Here is a 16,300-nt window from a genome sequence, read left to right as displayed (position 1 = left end):
ACCGGGCCGAAAAGGCCAACCCTCACGTCTCAAAAGCCGCCATCAGACCCCTCGCGCCGCCGTCAAGCCAAAAACAGCCGGTTCTTCGAGGTGTCCACTTGGCACGGCGCAGCGCCAGCACGGCCTGTGCGCTGACACCGATCGTGCGGATCGCGCAATAAGCAATCGCAGCCGCCACCGGTCCGCCGCCCGCCAGCGCGACCGCCATCACCGCGATGCCTTCGCCCAGTTGCATCGTGGCATACAGGCTCGTGGTTTGCGCAAACAGGCCCTCCGCGCGCATCACGGACATGAACAGACTGGACTGTAGCGCGACCAGCCCGAACAGGCACATGATTGCCAGAACCTGGCGCGCTGCGGCACCATCCATGCCGTTGCTGGCGGAAAGCAGCGCATCCGGCAGAAACACCGTGGCTGTCAGGCAAATCGCGAAGATGCTGAAGGTGCACAGCAGCATGACGGCCAGCGCGCTCTGGAAGGTGCACAGGGCTTCGCCCAGTTCGCCCTTGGCGACTTCGGCAGTCAGGCGATTGCCCGCCGCGGTGCCAAAGCCGAAATCGCTGGCGCCGAGGAAAATCGGCACGGTGGTGAGCATCAGCCACTGACCGTAAGTGTCAAGCCCCCAGGTGGTGGCCAGCACCGGCACCATGGCCAGTTGCATGAACGCCACCACGATCTTGCTGTAGCCAACCGACAGGACGCCCAGGAAAACGCGTCGCCACCTCATCGCATCAAGGACTCCGCACCGTCGGTAGCCATGCCGGGGAGGCACTGACCAGTTTTCGTCGGCACGTGCTTATCGATTGCACGCGCTTTGGCAATTGTCCGATGCGTATTAGCGGGTGGGAACCGGGGTTTCGCCAGAATAGTCGTAGAAGCCACGCCCGGTCTTGCGGCCCAGCCAGCCGGCTTCGACGTACTTCATCAGCAACGGAGCCGGTCGATACTTGCTGTCGCCCGTGGTGTTATAGAGCACCTTGACGATATCGAGGCAGGTATCGAGGCCGACAAAGTCCGCCAGTTCAAGCGGACCCATCGGATGGTTCAGGCCAAGACGGCAGCCCTTGTCGATATCGGCGATGCAAGCCGTGCCCTGACCCAGCACGAACACCGCTTCGTTGATCATGGGAAGCAGGATGCGGTTAACGACGAAGCCCGGCTCGTCCTCGGCCTGCACGACCTGCTTGTTCAGGCTTTCGGCAAAGGCGCGGGTGCGGGCAATCGTGTCGGCACTGGTGGCCAGGCCCGGGATCACCTCGATCAGGCCCATGACCGGCACCGGATTGAAGAAATGCAGGCCGATGAAGCGCTTGGGATCGGGCGAACTGGTCGCCATGCGGGTAATCGGAATAGAGCTGGTGTTGGATGCCATGATCGCGTCTTCGCGCAGCACCTTGCCGGCCGCTTCGAAGATCTTGCGCTTGATTTCTTCACGCTCGGTCGCGGCCTCGATGATGAGGTCCGCTTCGGCCATCGGCGCGTAATCGCCGATCGGGGTGACGCGGGCAATGGCCGCAGTGGCTTCGTCAGGGGTGATCTTGCCGCGGCCAACCAGCCGGCCAAGCGCCGTATCGATCCCGGCCTTGGCCTTTTCCGCCACGGCCAGATCGACGTCGGCCAGCAGGACCTTCATGCCGAACTGGGCAATCGTCTGGGTAATGCCGGAACCCATCTGCCCCGCCCCAATAACCGCTACTGTCCGCATGTCCCACTCCTTCGCACTTGCAGCAAGGGGCGCTGCCTAGCCGGGAAATCAGGGACTGGCCAGAGGTTTTGCGCGAGGGCTCAGCGGTTCTGGCCCGGCACCCACAGAACGTCGCCGCTGCCGGCTGCGTTGATCGCGCGGGCCTGGACAAACAGGAAGTCAGACAGCCGGTTGATATAGGCCAGCGCGGCCGGATTGACCGGTTCTGCGGCCGAAAGCGCAGTCATCGCGCGTTCGGCGCGGCGCACGGTGGCGCGGGCGATGTGGGTGCGGGCGGCGGCTTCGCTGCCGCCGGGGAGGATGAAACTGGTCAGCGGCGGGACGTTGGCGTTGAGCGCGTCGATGGCCGATTCCAGCCAGTCGACCTGCGCCTGAACCATCCGCAAGACCATTTCAGAGGGGGCAAAGTCGGCACCGGGAGTGGCCAGATCGGCACCCAGATCGAACAGATCGTTCTGGATCCGCACCAGCGCGTCAGCATGGTCCGACCCGGCCAATGCGACCACGGCAAGCCCGATCGAACTGTTGGCCTCGTCCACCGCGCCAATCGCTTCCATCCGGGCGGCGTGCTTGGGGCAGCGTGATCCGTCGACCAGTCCGGTCGTGCCATCGTCACCCGTGCGGGTGTAGATCTTGTTCAGTTTTACCACGAGATTACTTGCTGGCGAACAGCACCAGCGCGACCAGCAGCACGGCCAGCCCCTGATACATGATGCGGGCGAACATGTACTTGTTCTGCTTCAGCTGCATCTCGCTCGGCCCGGTACTGTCAGGGCGGTTCAGGTCATCGCGCGTGCTTTGCATGAACGCGATGATGCCGCGCACCAGGCTGACCACGACCATGACCATCAGGCCGACGAGCACGAGGATGAGGAAAGTGTTCATGGCGCAATTCCTACGCCCGAAACCAGCGAAATGCCAGCCGGGAAAAGGGCGGTACGCAGCGCCTGCGCCAGCGCGGGGCCATCCGCCCCGGACCGGCGCAAGTCCGCCAGTGCGGGCGATCCGCGCCGCTTTGCCAGCTTGCGCCCGTCGCTTTCGACCAGCAGGCCGTGATGGTGCCAGACCGGCACCGACAGGCCCAGCAAGGCCTGGAGCAGGCGGTGAACGTGGGTGGAGGCAAACAGGTCCGCGCCGCGTGTCACCAGCGTCACGCCATCGGCGGCATCGTCCAGCGTCGCGGCGAGGTGATAGCTGGCCGGAGCTTCCTTACGCAGCAGCACGACGTCACCGAACGCCTCCGGCTGGGCGCGCTGGACCCCGGCCAACGCATCGGTCCATTCCAGCGGTCCGGTCAGGCTGACGGCCTTCGCCATGTCGAGCCGCCAGGCCGCCCCGGCGGGATCGACCGCGCGGCCCCGGCAGGTGCCGGGATAGATCGGTCCGTCCGGCCCCGTGCCGGGGGAGGCCGCCAGCACTTCGGCGCGGGTGCAGCGGCAGGGGTAGAGCAGATCTTGCGCCTTCAGCCGCTCCGCCGCCGCCTGATAGCTGGGCAGGCGGCTGGACTGGTGGACCACCGGCCCGTCCCAGCGCAGCCCCAGCCAGTCCAGATCGGCCAGGATTTCCGGGATCAGCTCCGCCCGGCTGCGCGTGCCGTCGATATCCTCGATCCGCAGCAGGAACTCTCCGCCCCGCGCCCGCGCCAGATCGTGCGCCACCACCGCGGCATAGGCATGGCCAAGATGGAGCTGGCCATTGGGGCTGGGGGCAAAGCGGGTGCGGATCATCGCGGCCATCTGTCCTGTGGATTGCGCTGCGGTGCAAGTCTTGACGGCGCCCCTCCGGCAATGTTCTCTGCCGCGCATGGATTGTCGCCGAACCGTAATGCCCGGCTGCTACCGGAGGCCATGCTCAAGGCGGAGCTGATCGAGCGCGCGGCCCGGTTCCGCAGCGCAGAGGGTGACCCCTCGCGGCATTTGTCCGATTGTCCCGCGCTGGTGCTCAACGCCGATTACACCCCGCTGTCCTATTACCCGCTCAGCCTATGGCCCTGGCAGACCGCGATCAAGGCCGTGTTTCTGGAGCGGGTCGATATCGTCGCCAGTTATGGGCGTGAAGTGCATTCGCCGACCTGGTCGATGCCGATCCCGTCGGTCATCGCGCTTCGGCAATATGTAAAGCCGTCGGAGTTTCCGACATTCACCCGCTTCAACGTATTCCTGCGCGACCGGTTCAGCTGCCAGTATTGCGGCAGTCCGGAGAATCTGACGTTCGATCATGTCCTGCCCCGGCGGCTGGGGGGGCAATCGACCTGGGAAAACATCGTCGCGGCCTGCTCGCCCTGCAACCTGAAAAAGGGCGGGCGCACGCCGAAGCAAGCCGGCATGCCGCTTTTGGTTGCCCCGATCCGGCCCACCTGCTGGCAATTGCAAGAACGCGGGCGCGCGTTCCCGCCGGGCTACCTGCACGAAACCTGGCGGGACTGGCTTTACTGGGATATCGAGCTGGAGGCTTAAGGGGCGCGGCGCTTAAGCCTTCGGCCCAAACACCGCTTCCGCCTCGTCCTTGCCGGCGGGCTTGAAGCCGTGCATGCCCATCCACCATTGCAACGCGATGATCGCGCCCTTGGCGGGCTGGAGCAGGCCGATCATCAGGACCGAGCCGAGCCCGAAGGCGATTGCCAGCTGCGCGGCCATCGACAGCTGGCTGCTGCCGATCTCGATAATGACCGGGGCCATCAGGTGGCCGGTGATGAACATCGAGACGTAGGGCGGGAAATCGTCGGCCTGATGCAGGGTCCAGTCCTGCCCGCAGTGCGAGCAGCTGGACGCGGGCTTCAGATAGCGGGCGAACAGCCCCTTGCTGTCGCAGCGCGGGCAGCGAAAGCGCGCGCCCCGCAGCATGGCTTGCATCAGCGTGGCGGGCAGGCGGCTGGCTTCGGACAGGGTCATGCTCGCCCCCTTGCAGAACCGGCGAACATGCACAAGTGCTAATAAATGCAAAAAGGGTTGCCCCTGCGGCGTTGCGGTTGCAAAGGGCGGCGCCATGCTGACCAACCTTGCACAACAGCCCGCCGACGCGCTGCTCGCGCTGATCAAGCTCCACAACGCCGACCCGCGGGCCGACAAGATCGACCTGGGCGTGGGCGTCTATCGCACCGACACTGGGGCGACCCCGGTGTTTGCCGCGATCAAGGCGGCCGAGGCGAAGCTGCTCGAAACGCAGGATTCCAAAGCCTATCTGGGGCCGGAAGGCGACATGGGCTTTGTCCACGCGCTGATGCCCTATGTGTTTGGTGCGGCCAATCCGACGATGGACGGGCGGATCGACGGGATGCAGACCCCCGGCGGCACCGGCGGCGTGCGTCTGGCCGTGGCGCTGGCCAAGAAGGCCGGGGTGCAGCGAATCTGGATGGGCACGCCGAGCTGGCCCAACCACGCGCAGATCTTTGCCGACCTGGGCCTGGAACTGAAGACCTTCAACCACGCGACCAAGGCTGGCGTTGTCGACATGGACGCGCTGCGCGCCGCGCTGGCCGAAGCCGGGCCGCAGGACGCGGTGCTGCTGCATGGCTGCTGCCACAACCCGACCGGGATCGATTATTCGCATGCCGACTGGGACGAAATCGCCGCCCTGATCGCGGCGCGCGGCGTGCTGCCGGTGCTCGATCTGGCCTATCAGGGGCTGGGCAAGGGCATGGAAGAAGACGCCTATGGCGTGCGCCGCGTGCTGGCCGCCGTGCCGGAAGCGCTGATCGCCTATAGCTGCGACAAGAACTTTGGCATGTACCGTGACCGCGTGGGCGCGGTTTACGCGATGGTTGCCGATCCGGCGCAGCTGAACGCGGTGCTGTCGAACGGTCACGCGCTGGCCCGTGCGGCATGGTCGATGCCGCCCGATCACGGCGCGGCTGCGGTCCGCCTGATTCTGGAAGACGCCGCCATGACCAAGCTCTGGCTGGACGAACTGGACGTGATGCGCGCGCGCATGAACAAGGTCCGCGCCAAGCTGGCCGAAGCGGGCAGCGCCGGGGCGATCGACCTCAAGCCGCTGGGCGGTCAGAACGGCCTGTTCTCGATCCTGCCGCTGACCAGCGAACAGATCCTGAAGCTGCGCACCGATCACGGCATCTACATGGCCGGTTCGGGCCGGATCAACGTGGCGGGCCTGACGATGGGCAACATCGACAAGTTCATCGCCGATCTGGCGACGGTTTCCGCCTGATTTCAGGTCGATAAGGACACAAAAAGCCGCTCCGGTTCAGTCCGGGGCGGCTCTTTTGTGCGTTTCAGCCGCGCAGGCTTTGCATCCGTTGCAGGTAACGGGCCAGCACATCGATTTCGAGGTTCACGGCATGGCCGGCCTGCCAATCGCCCGCCGTGGTGACTTCGGCGGTGTGGGGAATGATGTTCAGCATGAAGTGGCAGGTGCCGTCCGGCTGGTCTTCCACCGCGTTGACCGTCAGCGAAATGCCGTCGACCGTGACCGAGCCCTTGGGCGCGATATAGGGCGCAAGCTCGGCCGGGGTCCTGACCCAGAACTGGTGCGATCCGCCCACTTCCTCGGCGCTGACGATCATGCCGACCGCGTCGACATGGCCGGTGACGATATGGCCGCCCAGCTCATCACCCAGCTTCATCGCCGGTTCCAGATTGAGGCGCTGGCCCGCTTCCCACATCCGGGGGACTGTGCGGGACACCGTTTCGCCGGAAATATCGACCGCGAACCACGCATCGCCCGCCGTGCCGCCACGCTCCACCACGGTCAGGCAGACGCCCGAACAGGCGATCGACGCGCCGATGGCGATTCCCGCCGGGTCCCACGGGCAGGTAATGACCGCATGAAGGTCGCCCGTGTTGCGGGCTTCGCGAATGGTGCCGATGGCAGTGATAATTCCGGTAAACATCAGCAGCGCTCGTAGCGCTCCACGGTGTCGTTGCCAAGCTGGCGAAAGTCCGTGCGGCGCCACTGGCCGTGGGCGTCAGCCAGCGCGGTCAGGCCGAGGTCGGCGATGCCGGGTTTGCCCCCGCCGATCAGGATCGGGGCGCGGTAGAGCAGCAGGTCATCGACCAGCCCGGCGCGCAGGAACGCGGCGGCGGTTTCCGCCCCGCCTTCGACGAACAGGTATTGCAAGCCGTCCATCGCGGAAAGCGCGGCGGGATCGGGCAGGGCGTGCCAGCCAGCGGGAGCAGCGCCGCGCGTCAGCACCCAGCGCTGCGGGCTGCGCTCTGCCAGCCCCGGCAGTCGCACGTCGAGCCGGGGATTGTCCGCGCGCAAGGTGCCGCCGCCGACCAGAATCGCATCGGCGCGGGCGCGCTCCGCGTGGCAATGCGCGCGCGCTTCCGGCCCGGTGATCCACTGGCTTTCGCCATTGGCGAGCGCGATGCAGCCATCGAGCGAGGTGGCGAGTTTCAGCGTGACATGCGGCCGGCCCCGTTTGCGCAGGCTGAGGTAGCCCGCCAGGCTGGCGGTGCAGGCGGGGGAGGGCAGGTGCTCGACCGTGATGCCCGCCGCGGCGATTCGGGCAATGCCCTGCCCGGCCGTGCGCGGATCGGGATCACCGCAGCCCACAACCACCCGCGACAGGCCGCTGGCGGCGACCAGATCGGCACAGGCGGGGCCACGCGGGGACTGATGGGCACAGGGTTCAAGGCTGACATAGAGCGTTGCGCCGCGTGCGGCCGCTCCGGCTGCGGCAAGGGCAATCGCCTCGGCATGGGGGCGCCCGCCCGGCTGGGTCCAGCCGCGCGCGATCACCACGCCATCGCGCACGATCAGCGCCCCGACCGCCGGGTTGGGGCGGCTGAGCGGCCTGCCCCGCGCGGCAAGGGCGGCGGCAGCGGCCAGCCAGCGATGATCGGCGTTAAGGCTCAACCGCAGGCTCGGGCGGAGTTTGGGGGGAAGTGTCGGGCTCGGACAGCTTCTGCCCGGTCATCTGTTCCAGCCGGGCCTTTTCGGCGGCAGCGGCGGCCTTGCGTTCGGCTTCGGCCTCAGCCTCGATCTTGGCAACGTCGATGCCGGACACCTTGCCCAGCGTTTTCCACACCTGCTTGCCTTCTTCGCTGGCCGCCTGTTCCAGTGCGGCGCGTTCTTCCTTGCGGGCCTGGTTTTCGGCGATGAAGGCGCGGGTTTCTTCCTCGGTCCGGTCCGCGGGCCAGGAGTTGATGTAGGTGATCTTGGGCAGGGCGCGCGGCATCGTCCAGCTTTCGCCGGCCATGATCGAGAAGATGCCGACCGTGGTCAGCAGCGAAACTGCCATGATCGGCCAGCGGCGCGGACCCGCATCGCGATAGACCGCGCGGAAATCGGCGATCGCGCCAACCGGGTTGGCGTTCTTCAGAAAGGACATCGGACCAAGTGCCATGCGCGCGAATGTAGGGGCTGGCCGCCCGCAGCGCCAGTGGTCAGTTGTAATCGACCGAAATGGGGATGCGCCCGCGATAGTTCCCGCCGCGCGATCCGCGCACCACCAGCTTCGCGCCGAAGGTGAATTCCAGCCGCCCGTTGCTGTCCAGCACGGGGTGGGCGGGCAGGCTGGTGGTAAAGCCGGTGAGCTCCGCCTCGGACCCGTCGGGCGCGCTCATCGGCACGCGGTCTGGCAGGTCGACGCGCACGTCGCGCAGCGGTTCGCCCCGGATCAGCCCGCGCCCGGTGATCGTGCTGCCGCCCAGGTCGATCATTTCGCCCTGGGTGCGCTTGCCGCTGCTTTCCGGATCGACTGTCACGCTGCCGCCGCCGCGCCCGGTCATGGCCAGCTTGCCCAGCGACAGGTCGGCAAAGATCTCGATGCTGAGCGGGCGTTCGCCGGGGGTGGAGCCGGGGCTGCCATAGCACAGGCGGCACCCGTCCTGAGCAGGCGCGGGCACTGGCAGCAGGGCCAGCACAGCGATGATCGCGGCAGGAAACGCGGTCCGGGCCATGCTGCAAGTTTCCGCCCGCATGGTTAATTTCGGGTTACCCCCTTAGCCGAAGGGGACGTAGAGGCTGCGCCCCTCGCGCTTCAGCCACTGGTTCGCGGCATCAATATCGCCTTCGAACAAGGACTTGAGCGCGGCATGAAAGCGCGGGCTGTGATCCATGTGGAGCAGGTGCGCAACCTCGTGCGCGACAACCGAGCGGCGCACCGAATCGGGGGCCATGATCAGCCGCCAGTTCAGCCGGATCGTGCCGTCGTGCGCGCAGCTGCCCCAGCGCCGGGTCGCGCGGCTGAGCATCAGGCGGGCCTGCGGCTGGCCCGCGCGGGCGCAGTAGTGGGCCAGATCGTCGGCCATCAGGCGCCGCGCCTCTGCCTCCAGCCACCGGCGCAGGCGGCTGTCCAATCCGTCCAGCGGTCCGCCAATGTGCAGCGCGCCGGCCTCGGCCCGGACGCGGCGCGGGCGCGCGGGATCGTGGCGCAGGACATGGGCCGCACCGCGATAGGGCAGCACCGCGCCATCGATCAGCGCGACCGGTGCGGGCAGCGCGGCCAGCTGGCTGGCCAGCCAGTCGGCCCGGCTGCGGGCAAATTCCAGCGCCTCGCCGCTCCGCCCCCAGCGCGGCAGGGTGATCCGCACTTCGCTGCCGTCAGGGGCCAGCCGCATGGTCATGCGCCGCGCGCTGGCGGTGCGGCGCATCACGATGGGCAGGGCGCGGCCTTCCACCTCGATCCGCGGCACTTCGCGGGGATCGCGGCGCAACCAGTCAAGCATCGGCGTCATCCGGGGCGAAATCGTCTTCATCCCCGGCCCAGACCAGCCCCGGCGGCAAGATGATGTGCTGCTCCAGCGGCCCGGCCAGCTCTTCGCTGATTGCGCGGCCTCGCACCGAAATGCCTGCATCATGCACCGCGTCGCGGTTGCCGCAGACCAGGTAGTGCCACGCGGGCAGCGGCTCGTCATCGGCGCGCAGGCGATAGGCGCAGGTTTCGGGCAGCCATTCGATGCTGTCCACCAGCGCGGGCGTCAGTCGCACGCAATCGGGCACCCGCGCCTTGCGGTTGGCATAGTCCGAACAGCGCGCCGACGGAATGTCGAGCAACTTGCACGCGACATTGGTGGGATAGATCGCGCCGGTTTCCTCGTCCTCGGCCTTGTGCAGGCAGCACTGGCCGCACCCGTCGCACAGCGCCTCCCATTCGGCGCGCGACAGATCGGCCAGCGGCCGTTCCCAGAAGTGGTCGCGCAGCGCGCTCACTTGACCGAAATGGCCAGGTCCGCCGCGACGGCGTCGGGGTTCTTGTCCACCGGCAGCGCCTCGATCGGCTTGCCCGCCGGGTCCATCAGATAGGCCATGCGGCTGTGATCCATCAGGTAGCCGCCCGGCGTCTCCGCGCCGCGCGCCGCCACCGCCTTGAACGCTTTGACCGCGACATCGACTTGCGCCTGCGTTCCGGTCAGCCCGATCAGGCGCGGCGAAAACGCGGCGGAGAATTCACCCACCCGCGCGGGCGTGTCGCGCGCGGGGTCGATGGTGATGAAGATCGGCTGGACCTTGGCCGCCAGTTCGGGATGCGATTTCTCGAACTTGGCAAAGCCCTGCATCAGGATGCCCATGTCCATCGGGCAGGCATCCGGGCAGAAAGTGTAGCCGAAATAGACGATCCGGTACTTGCCCGCGAAATCGTCCCACTTCACCGGCTTGCCATCCTTGTCGACCAGTTCGAACGGACCGCCGATGGCCGCCCCGTCGATCGCGGTGCCGGTGATTTCGGCGGGCGGCGCGGCGGCCGGACCACAGGCGGTCAGCGCGGCAGGCAGGACGGCAGAAAGGGCGATTGCAAAGAGAAGTTTTGGCTTGATCATGGCGCGGTGGTTCATGCTCTGCTAAACCGCGCCGCGCAAGGATCGTTTCGGGCAGGTTGCGAGTCTGCGACCTTCGAAACAGGAGGATTTAATACCGTGTTGCCTTTCCGTCCGTTCTCGTCGCTCGCCCCAACTCTCGCGGCTGCCGCGCTGGTTTTCGGCCTTGCCGCGCCGGCCATGGCCCAGGCCGGATTCTCGGAAGGGTATCAGCTGCTCGAGGCGGTGAAGAAGAAGGACGGCAACAAGGTGACCGACCTGCTCGCCAAGGGCGGTCCGAACCTGATCAACCACAAGGACAAGACCACCGGGCAGACCGCGCTGCACATCGCGACCGAGCGGCAGGAAAAGGACTGGATGTCGTACCTGCTGGCCAAGGGCGCGAACGTGAACGCGCGCGATTTCAAGGGCGCAACCCCGCTCGTGGTGGCGGCCAACATGAACTACTCCGAAGGGGTGGACCTGCTGCTGGCGCGCGGCGCGCGCGTGGATGAAAGCAGCGATACCGGTGAAACCCCGCTGATCACCGCCGTGCACAACCGCAACATCGGGATGATGCGCGCGCTGCTGAAGGCCGGGGCAGACGCCGACCGGGCTGACAATTCCGGCCGCACCGCGCGCGATTACGCCAAGCTCGACAGCAAGGGCACCAGCCTGCTGGCCGAGATCGAGGCCAATGCCAAGCCGAAGAACCCGGCGGGCAAGCCAAAGTCGTACGGCCCGGTGCTCTGACCATGGGTGCCGCTGCGGATAGCTCGCTGGAGGCGATGCGCCTCGCGCTGGCCCCGGCGATTGCCGATGCCGCCGCGTTCGACGGCTGGAGCGAGGAAGCCGTGCGCGCCGCCGCCGATCAGGTGGGGCTGGACGCCGATGCCGCGCTGTTCGCGTTCCAGGGCGGGGCGATCGACATGATCGATGCGTGGATCGCCGCCATCGATGCCGAGATGGCCGCTGCGTTCACGGCGGAACAGCTGGCCGCGATGAAGATTCGCGAGCGCATCCGCAGCCTAGTCCAGTTCCGGCTGGATACGATTGGCTGGCAGCAGGAAGCCTTGCGCCGCGCGCTGGCGATCATGGCCATGCCGCAGAACGCGCCCCGCGCGCTGCGGCTGGGCTGGCGCAGTGCGGATGCGATGTGGCGGCTCGCGGGGGATACCTCGGTCGACTACAACTATTACACCAAGCGCACGATTCTGGCGGGCATCTATGCCGCGACGCTGGCCGTGTTTGCCGACGACAAGAGCGATGACTTCGCCGACACCCGCGCCTTTCTGGACCGGCGGATCGACGGAATCATGCGGTTCGAAAAGGCCAAGGCGAAGTGGCTGAACCCGGATCGCGAGCATTTCAGCCCGGCCCGGCTGCTGGGCCGCCTGCGCTATCCGGCGCGGTAGTCGCGCAACGGTATTTTGACCTCGATCAATAGTATTGCGAACGACTTGCAATTAGCCTGCCGATCTGGCAGCGCTTGGGGTGATGACACTCGATCTTCTCCCCCCCGGAACCCGCGCCCTGATTACGGCCGTCGATTGGTCGGCCCTGGTTGCAGAAGAAGCCGCCCGGCTTCAGGCCCTGGGGCTGGATGTCGGCGCCCGCGTGGCGGTGGCGCATCGCGGGGTGTTTGGCGGGCGTGATCCGATTGCGCTGACGGTGGGCCGCATGACCGTGGCGCTGCGCCGCGCCCATGCCCGCGCGATGCAAGTGGAAGCCCTGTAACATGGCCGAGCTGCGGACCGCTGCCCTTGTCGGCAATCCCAACGCGGGCAAGAGCGCCCTGTTCAACGCGCTGACCGGCGCGCGCCAGAAGATCGCGAACTATCCGGGAGTCACGGTGGAGCGCAAGGCGGGGCGGCTGACCCTGCCATCGGGCGAAGCGATCGAGTTGACCGACCTACCCGGCAGCTATGGCCTGAACGCGACCAGCCCGGACGAGGAAGTGACCCGCCGGGTGATCCTGGGCGAGTTGCCGGGGGAACCCGCGCCGCAGGTGCTGGTGGTCGTGCTCGACGCGTCGAACCTGGAACAGCACCTGGTCTTTGCGCAGGAAGTGATCGCGCTGGGGCGGCCCACCGTGGTCGCGCTCAACATGGTCGATCTGGCGGAGCGTGATGGTCTGGTGATCGATCCGGCCGCCTTGGCCGATGCGCTGGGCGTGCCGGTGATCCCCACGGTGGCCGTGCGCCGCCGCGGGCTGGATGAACTGGCGGCCGCAATCGCCGTGGCTGAGGATCGCCCGGCCGAACATCACCGCCCGCACACCACGCTGACCGAGCGCCGGCTGACCGCCCACGCCATCGCGGAAGGGGCGATCGTGTCCGAAACCGCGCGTCACCGGATGCATGCCAAGCTGGACCGGCTGTTCCTGCACCCCTGGCTGGGGCCGCTGATCCTGTTCGCGCTGCTGTTCGTGGTGTTCCAGGCCGTGTTCAGCTGGGCCACGCCCTTTGCCGACGCGCTGGAAGGGGGGATTGGCGCATTGTCCGACCTCGCCCGCGCGCACCTGCCCGAAGGCTTGCCGCGCGATCTGCTGACCGAAGGGGTGCTGGCCGGGGTCGGCTCGGTCGTGGTGTTCCTGCCGCAGATCGTGATCCTGTTCTTCTTCATCCTGGCGATGGAGGCATCGGGCTACATGGCCCGCGCGGCGTTCCTGATGGACCGGCTGATGGCTGGCGTCGGCCTCTCCGGGCGCAGCTTCATCCCGCTGCTGTCCAGCTTTGCCTGCGCGATCCCCGGCATCATGGCGACGCGCAGCATTACCGATTCGAAGGACCGGCTGACCACGATCCTGATCGCCCCGCTGATGACCTGTTCGGCGCGCCTGCCGGTCTATGCCGTGATCATCGCCGCGTTCATTCCCAACCGGGCGGTCCTGCCCGGCGTCGGGCTGCAGGGGCTCGTGCTGCTGGGCCTCTACGTGTTCGGCATCGTCGCGGCGATGCTGGTGGCGCTGGTGCTGCGCCGGTCGGTGACCAAGGGTGCGGCCAGCGGCTTCATCATGGAACTGCCCAAGTATCAGATGCCGCGGCTGGGCGATCTGGCGCTCGGCCTGTGGCAGCGCGCCTGGGTGTTCCTGCGCCGCGCGGGCACGATCATCTTCATCGTGACCGTGGCGCTGTGGATCCTGCTCAACTTCCCCCGTGCCGGCGAGGGCGAGAATCAGGTCGATGCCTCCATCGCGGGCAAGATCGCCAACGGGCTGGCGGTGGTGGTCGAACCGATCGGGTTCAACCGCGACATCGCCCTGTCGCTGATCCCGGCAATGGCCGCGCGCGAAGTGGCGGTATCCAGCCTGGCGACCAGCTATGCCGTCGGTGCCGACGACGAGGAAGAACAGGCGGCAGAACTGGGCGAACGGCTCAAGGCTGACTGGTCGCTGCCCACCGCGCTGGCGTTCCTGGCGTGGTTCGTGTTCGCGCCGCAGTGCATGAGCACGATTGCCGTCACTCGGCGTGAAACAAACGGGTGGAAATGGCCGATCGTCATGTTGCTCTACCTGTTCGGATTGGCCTACGTCTTCGCGGGACTCACCTACTGGGGCGCGGTGGCGCTCGGTCTATAGCGAAGAAAGAGGTTTCATGGCGGGCAGCGTCAACAAGGTCATTCTGGTCGGCAACCTGGGCCAGGATCCTGAGATCAAGAGCTTCCAGAACGGCGGCCGCATCGCCAACCTGCGCATCGCCACGTCCGAATCGTGGAAGGACCGCGCCACGGGCGAACGCAAGGAACGCACCGAATGGCATACCGTCGTGATCCAGTCCGAAGGGCTGGTCGGCGTGGCCGAACGCTTTCTGCGCAAGGGTTCCAAGGTTTACATCGAAGGCTCCTTGCGCACCCGCAAGTGGCAGGATCAGTCGGGCAATGACCGCTACACCACCGAAGTGTCGGTTGGCATGAACGGCGTGCTGACCATGCTGGATGGCGCGCCGGGCAGCGGCGGTGGGCAGCGCGGCGGCGCTGGCGGTGGCGGCGGCGATTGGGGTGGCGGTTCGGGCGGCGGTGGCCGGTCAGGCGGCAGCGACTGGGGCAGCACCGGCGGTAGCGGCGGCTCTGGCGGCGGCAACTTCGGCGGCGGCGCCCCGCGTGGCGGCTTTGCTGACGATCTGGACGACGATATTCCGTTCTGATCAGCGGGCAGGCATAGCAACTGATCTCTACCCAAACCCCGCTCGGCCTGAGCGGGGTTTTCGTTTGGGCGAGGGGCAGTCTTAGTCCAGCTTGGCCTTCAGCCCCGCCAGCGCAGCAAACGGCCCGCTGGCGGCTTCATCGCTCAGCCCGGCCTTGCGCCGTGCCTCGTCGGCATTCGGCCCGGCCAGGAACGGGTCGATGGCAACGGCCAGCCCCTGCGCCAGTTCCTCGCCCAGATCGAACTGGGTGCCTTCATATTCGACTTCATCCAGCGCGTCGGCGTCCAGTTCCACTTCCTCGTCCGGGCGGTGCGCGGCAGCGGCGGGCACGAAGCGCAGCAGCACCGGCTCGTCGATTCGCACGGGCAGATCGTCACCCGATACCGCGCAGGTCTGGACAATGTCGGCCAGCAGCCGCCCGGTGACGGTCACTTTCCCGCCTTCGCCGATCAGCGTCACATCGGCGTGCAGGCTGTTCACCGCGACGAGCGCGAACCGCCTGGCCAGCGCCGCGCATTCCTCTGGCGTGGCGTCGAGCGCAATCGACCCGGCGGGCAGGGCGCGAATGTCGTGGATGCGGGAAAACTCGCTCATGCCGGCAGCTCCCCGGCCAGCAGCCGCGCGGCGGGCACATCGGCCAGCGCGGCGGCAAGGCGGCGCATTTCATCGGCCACCGCGTCTGCCTGCGCGCCCTCGACCATGGTAACGTTGCGATCCACCGCTTGCGCCAGCACTGCCGGATCGCTCGCCGCCAGCCCTTCGCGCCAGGCAGACAGCCGCCCGCCGACCACGCTCATCAGCTTGCCCATGCGCTTGCCCATCACCACGTCGCCCACGCCGCTTTCGCGCAGCTGGCCGTCCATGTCGGTCACGAACAGCTCGGTCAGGCGGGCGGTGCGTTTGCGCAACTCCTCTTCCTGCTCCATTCGCAGCAGGACCAGCCCCAGCACGATCGTGATGGCGTCGAACCGGCCCGGCAGGCTGTCCGCCACGCCGAGTTGCGCATACCAGCGCGGATCGCGCGCGCGGGCGACCACGGCGTGCCACAGGGTGCGGACTTCGGCGTGTTCGTCTTCCTTGGGACCGAACAGGCGGGCAAACAGGCCCATTGCTGGTATTCCTTCCATTCAGCGGCGATTAAAGCCGGGCAGGCCAAGCGCCATTGCCACGGGCGGCGCGGCGGCTTAAGGCTCTGGGCCGATATAGGACACGGCGCGGGGTGGGCAATGCCTGCTATGTATTGCCCCCTGCGTACTGGAGCGTGATGGATATGCAAGGTTTGGTTCGCGGCACGACGATGGCGGTGCTGATGGTTGCGGCACTGGGTGGCTGCACGGCGCTGCGCGATCATCGCGGCTATCTGGTGGATCAGGCGCTGCTCGATTCGGTTCAGCCGGGGATCGATAACGAAGCCTCGGTCGAACGCACGCTGGGCCGCCCGACGTTCATCAGCCAGTTCGGCCGCAAGGACTGGTACTACGTTTCGCAGAACACCAAGCAGGCCGCGTTCCGCAGCGCCCGGATCAACGACCAGATGCTGCTGCGCATCCGCTTTGACGAAAAGGGCAACGTGCTGGCGATTGACCGCACCGGCATGGAAAAGGTCGTGCAGCTGAGCCCCGATGGCGACAAGACGCCGACGCTGGGCCGCGAACGCACGTTCCTGCAGGACCTGTTCGGGAACATCGGCACGGTCGGCACGGGCGCGGGCGGCGCGGGCGGCGGTGCAGGCGGCCCGAACGGAAGTTAGGTTG

23 protein-coding genes are annotated in these 16,300 nt (G+C 67.1%); 8 read left to right on the top strand and 15 right to left on the bottom strand.

Going from position 1 to position 16,300, the window contains the following annotated elements:
- Positions 1 to 22: 22 nt before the first annotated feature.
- The 5 genes from IE113_RS15895 to gluQRS form a co-directional block, all read right to left on the bottom strand.
- Entirely contained in the window at positions 23 to 727 is a 705-nt protein-coding gene (locus tag IE113_RS15895; RefSeq protein ID WP_189543266.1) for a polysaccharide biosynthesis protein, read from the bottom strand.
- Positions 728 to 835: 108 nt separating this feature from the next.
- Positions 836 to 1,705, bottom strand: a complete 870-nt coding sequence (locus IE113_RS15890; protein WP_189543264.1) for a 3-hydroxyacyl-CoA dehydrogenase NAD-binding domain-containing protein — start codon at positions 1,703 to 1,705, stop codon at positions 836 to 838.
- 80 nt (positions 1,706 to 1,785) lie between these two features.
- Complete coding sequence (locus IE113_RS15885; RefSeq protein WP_189543263.1) at positions 1,786 to 2,355, bottom strand: cob(I)yrinic acid a,c-diamide adenosyltransferase; 570 nt, start codon at positions 2,353 to 2,355, stop codon at positions 1,786 to 1,788.
- 4 nt (positions 2,356 to 2,359) lie between these two features.
- Positions 2,360 to 2,590, bottom strand: coding sequence for an HIG1 domain-containing protein (locus tag IE113_RS15880; protein WP_189543261.1), 231 nt, complete (start codon positions 2,588 to 2,590; stop codon positions 2,360 to 2,362).
- Positions 2,587 to 3,432, bottom strand: coding sequence for a tRNA glutamyl-Q(34) synthetase GluQRS (gluQRS, locus tag IE113_RS15875; RefSeq protein WP_189543258.1), 846 nt, complete (start codon positions 3,430 to 3,432; stop codon positions 2,587 to 2,589). Before gluQRS ends, IE113_RS15880 begins: the two co-directional genes overlap by 4 nt.
- A 120-nt stretch (positions 3,433 to 3,552) precedes the next feature.
- Between gluQRS and IE113_RS15870 the strand changes: the two genes are divergently transcribed.
- Positions 3,553 to 4,161, top strand: coding sequence for an HNH endonuclease (locus IE113_RS15870; RefSeq protein ID WP_189543257.1), 609 nt, complete (start codon positions 3,553 to 3,555; stop codon positions 4,159 to 4,161).
- 12 nt (positions 4,162 to 4,173) lie between these two features.
- Here the strand turns inward: IE113_RS15870 and IE113_RS15865 are convergent, their stop codons facing one another.
- Positions 4,174 to 4,596: a DUF983 domain-containing protein gene (locus IE113_RS15865; protein WP_189543255.1), complete on the bottom strand. Its 423-nt coding sequence runs from the start codon at positions 4,594 to 4,596 to the stop codon at positions 4,174 to 4,176.
- Between the two features lie 94 nt (positions 4,597 to 4,690).
- On the opposite strand from IE113_RS15865, the gene IE113_RS15860 reads away from it, so the two are divergent.
- Complete coding sequence (locus tag IE113_RS15860) at positions 4,691 to 5,869, top strand: amino acid aminotransferase (protein ID WP_189543252.1); 1,179 nt, start codon at positions 4,691 to 4,693, stop codon at positions 5,867 to 5,869.
- Positions 5,870 to 5,933: 64 nt separating this feature from the next.
- Here IE113_RS15860 and IE113_RS15855 read toward each other — a convergent pair whose 3' ends face one another.
- Genes IE113_RS15855 through IE113_RS15825 form a run of 7 tightly spaced genes read right to left on the bottom strand, consistent with a single transcriptional unit; the run spans position 5,934 to position 10,440 of the window.
- Entirely contained in the window at positions 5,934 to 6,551 is a 618-nt protein-coding gene (locus tag IE113_RS15855; protein WP_189543250.1) for a riboflavin synthase, read from the bottom strand.
- Positions 6,551 to 7,519, bottom strand: a complete 969-nt coding sequence (gene ribD, locus IE113_RS15850) for a bifunctional diaminohydroxyphosphoribosylaminopyrimidine deaminase/5-amino-6-(5-phosphoribosylamino)uracil reductase RibD (protein WP_189543248.1) — start codon at positions 7,517 to 7,519, stop codon at positions 6,551 to 6,553. The genes IE113_RS15855 and ribD overlap by 1 nt, the downstream gene beginning before the upstream one ends.
- A complete protein-coding gene (locus IE113_RS15845) occupies positions 7,509 to 8,009 on the bottom strand; it encodes a hypothetical protein (RefSeq protein ID WP_189543246.1) in 501 nt (166 codons plus the stop codon). The genes ribD and IE113_RS15845 overlap by 11 nt, the downstream gene beginning before the upstream one ends.
- 40 nt (positions 8,010 to 8,049) lie before the next feature.
- Entirely contained in the window at positions 8,050 to 8,565 is a 516-nt protein-coding gene (locus tag IE113_RS15840) for a DUF4402 domain-containing protein (RefSeq protein WP_189543244.1), read from the bottom strand.
- Positions 8,566 to 8,607: 42 nt separating this feature from the next.
- On the bottom strand, positions 8,608 to 9,342 hold the full coding sequence (locus IE113_RS15835; protein ID WP_308430085.1) for a M48 family metallopeptidase: 735 nt from the start codon (positions 9,340 to 9,342) through the stop codon (positions 8,608 to 8,610).
- A complete protein-coding gene (locus IE113_RS15830) occupies positions 9,326 to 9,817 on the bottom strand; it encodes a YcgN family cysteine cluster protein (RefSeq protein WP_189543242.1) in 492 nt (163 codons plus the stop codon). The genes IE113_RS15835 and IE113_RS15830 overlap by 17 nt, the downstream gene beginning before the upstream one ends.
- On the bottom strand, positions 9,814 to 10,440 hold the full coding sequence (locus tag IE113_RS15825) for an SCO family protein (protein WP_229822668.1): 627 nt from the start codon (positions 10,438 to 10,440) through the stop codon (positions 9,814 to 9,816). Before IE113_RS15825 ends, IE113_RS15830 begins: the two co-directional genes overlap by 4 nt.
- Positions 10,441 to 10,521: 81 nt before the next feature.
- On the opposite strand from IE113_RS15825, the gene IE113_RS15820 reads away from it, so the two are divergent.
- From IE113_RS15820 to ssb, 5 genes are all read left to right on the top strand, one after another.
- Positions 10,522 to 11,154, top strand: coding sequence for an ankyrin repeat domain-containing protein (locus IE113_RS15820; RefSeq protein ID WP_229822665.1), 633 nt, complete (start codon positions 10,522 to 10,524; stop codon positions 11,152 to 11,154).
- Between the two features lie 2 nt (positions 11,155 to 11,156).
- Positions 11,157 to 11,816 carry a COQ9 family protein gene (locus tag IE113_RS15815; protein WP_189543240.1) on the top strand — a complete coding sequence of 220 codons (660 nt, stop codon included), beginning with the start codon at positions 11,157 to 11,159 and terminating at the stop codon, positions 11,814 to 11,816.
- A gap of 82 nt (positions 11,817 to 11,898) precedes the next feature.
- Entirely contained in the window at positions 11,899 to 12,138 is a 240-nt protein-coding gene (locus IE113_RS15810) for a FeoA family protein (RefSeq protein WP_189543238.1), read from the top strand.
- Between the two features lies 1 nt (position 12,139).
- Positions 12,140 to 13,981, top strand: coding sequence for a ferrous iron transporter B (feoB, locus tag IE113_RS15805; protein WP_189543236.1), 1,842 nt, complete (start codon positions 12,140 to 12,142; stop codon positions 13,979 to 13,981).
- 16 nt (positions 13,982 to 13,997) lie between these two features.
- The gene (gene ssb / locus IE113_RS15800) at positions 13,998 to 14,546 is read left to right on the top strand and encodes a single-stranded DNA-binding protein (protein WP_189543234.1); all 549 of its coding nucleotides are present in this window, start codon (positions 13,998 to 14,000) and stop codon (positions 14,544 to 14,546) included.
- 81 nt (positions 14,547 to 14,627) lie between these two features.
- Here ssb and IE113_RS15795 read toward each other — a convergent pair whose 3' ends face one another.
- Both IE113_RS15795 and IE113_RS15790 read right to left on the bottom strand, forming a co-directional pair.
- A complete protein-coding gene (locus IE113_RS15795) occupies positions 14,628 to 15,140 on the bottom strand; it encodes a YceD family protein (RefSeq protein ID WP_189543232.1) in 513 nt (170 codons plus the stop codon).
- Positions 15,137 to 15,655 carry a ubiquinol-cytochrome C chaperone family protein gene (locus tag IE113_RS15790; protein WP_189543230.1) on the bottom strand — a complete coding sequence of 173 codons (519 nt, stop codon included), beginning with the start codon at positions 15,653 to 15,655 and terminating at the stop codon, positions 15,137 to 15,139. The genes IE113_RS15795 and IE113_RS15790 overlap by 4 nt, the downstream gene beginning before the upstream one ends.
- A 161-nt stretch (positions 15,656 to 15,816) precedes the next feature.
- Here IE113_RS15790 and IE113_RS15785 point away from each other — a divergent pair, with 161 nt between their 5' ends.
- A complete protein-coding gene (locus IE113_RS15785) occupies positions 15,817 to 16,296 on the top strand; it encodes an outer membrane protein assembly factor BamE (RefSeq protein ID WP_229822656.1) in 480 nt (159 codons plus the stop codon).
- Positions 16,297 to 16,300 lie beyond the last annotated feature (4 nt).

Source organism: Novosphingobium arvoryzae (genome assembly GCF_014652615.1).
Taxonomy (GTDB): domain Bacteria; phylum Pseudomonadota; class Alphaproteobacteria; order Sphingomonadales; family Sphingomonadaceae; genus Novosphingobium; species Novosphingobium arvoryzae.
Note: the sequence above shows the minus strand (reverse complement) of the source record. Positions and strands in the feature narration are given on the sequence as shown.

Excerpts from the sequence above, each read along its gene's own strand:
- IE113_RS15895 (WP_189543266.1), bottom strand. The coding sequence starts at position 727 with ATGAGGTGGCGACGCGTTTTCCTGGGCGTCCTGTCGGTTGGCTACAGC.
- IE113_RS15890 (WP_189543264.1), bottom strand. The coding sequence starts at position 1,705 with ATGCGGACAGTAGCGGTTATTGGGGCGGGGCAGATGGGTTCCGGCATT.
- IE113_RS15880 (WP_189543261.1), bottom strand. The coding sequence starts at position 2,590 with ATGAACACTTTCCTCATCCTCGTGCTCGTCGGCCTGATGGTCATGGTC.
- gluQRS (WP_189543258.1), bottom strand. The coding sequence starts at position 3,432 with ATGATCCGCACCCGCTTTGCCCCCAGCCCCAATGGCCAGCTCCATCTT.
- IE113_RS15870 (WP_189543257.1), top strand. The coding sequence starts at position 3,553 with ATGCTCAAGGCGGAGCTGATCGAGCGCGCGGCCCGGTTCCGCAGCGCA.
- IE113_RS15865 (WP_189543255.1), bottom strand. The coding sequence starts at position 4,596 with ATGACCCTGTCCGAAGCCAGCCGCCTGCCCGCCACGCTGATGCAAGCC.
- IE113_RS15860 (WP_189543252.1), top strand. The coding sequence starts at position 4,691 with ATGCTGACCAACCTTGCACAACAGCCCGCCGACGCGCTGCTCGCGCTG.
- IE113_RS15855 (WP_189543250.1), bottom strand. The coding sequence starts at position 6,551 with ATGTTTACCGGAATTATCACTGCCATCGGCACCATTCGCGAAGCCCGC.
- IE113_RS15845 (WP_189543246.1), bottom strand. The coding sequence starts at position 8,009 with ATGGCACTTGGTCCGATGTCCTTTCTGAAGAACGCCAACCCGGTTGGC.
- IE113_RS15840 (WP_189543244.1), bottom strand. The coding sequence starts at position 8,565 with ATGGCCCGGACCGCGTTTCCTGCCGCGATCATCGCTGTGCTGGCCCTG.
- IE113_RS15835 (WP_308430085.1), bottom strand. The coding sequence starts at position 9,342 with ATGACGCCGATGCTTGACTGGTTGCGCCGCGATCCCCGCGAAGTGCCG.
- IE113_RS15825 (WP_229822668.1), bottom strand. The coding sequence starts at position 10,440 with ATGAACCACCGCGCCATGATCAAGCCAAAACTTCTCTTTGCAATCGCC.
- IE113_RS15815 (WP_189543240.1), top strand. The coding sequence starts at position 11,157 with ATGGGTGCCGCTGCGGATAGCTCGCTGGAGGCGATGCGCCTCGCGCTG.
- IE113_RS15810 (WP_189543238.1), top strand. The coding sequence starts at position 11,899 with ATGACACTCGATCTTCTCCCCCCCGGAACCCGCGCCCTGATTACGGCC.
- feoB (WP_189543236.1), top strand. The coding sequence starts at position 12,140 with ATGGCCGAGCTGCGGACCGCTGCCCTTGTCGGCAATCCCAACGCGGGC.
- ssb (WP_189543234.1), top strand. The coding sequence starts at position 13,998 with ATGGCGGGCAGCGTCAACAAGGTCATTCTGGTCGGCAACCTGGGCCAG.
- IE113_RS15795 (WP_189543232.1), bottom strand. The coding sequence starts at position 15,140 with ATGAGCGAGTTTTCCCGCATCCACGACATTCGCGCCCTGCCCGCCGGG.
- IE113_RS15790 (WP_189543230.1), bottom strand. The coding sequence starts at position 15,655 with ATGGGCCTGTTTGCCCGCCTGTTCGGTCCCAAGGAAGACGAACACGCC.
- IE113_RS15785 (WP_229822656.1), top strand. The coding sequence starts at position 15,817 with ATGCAAGGTTTGGTTCGCGGCACGACGATGGCGGTGCTGATGGTTGCG.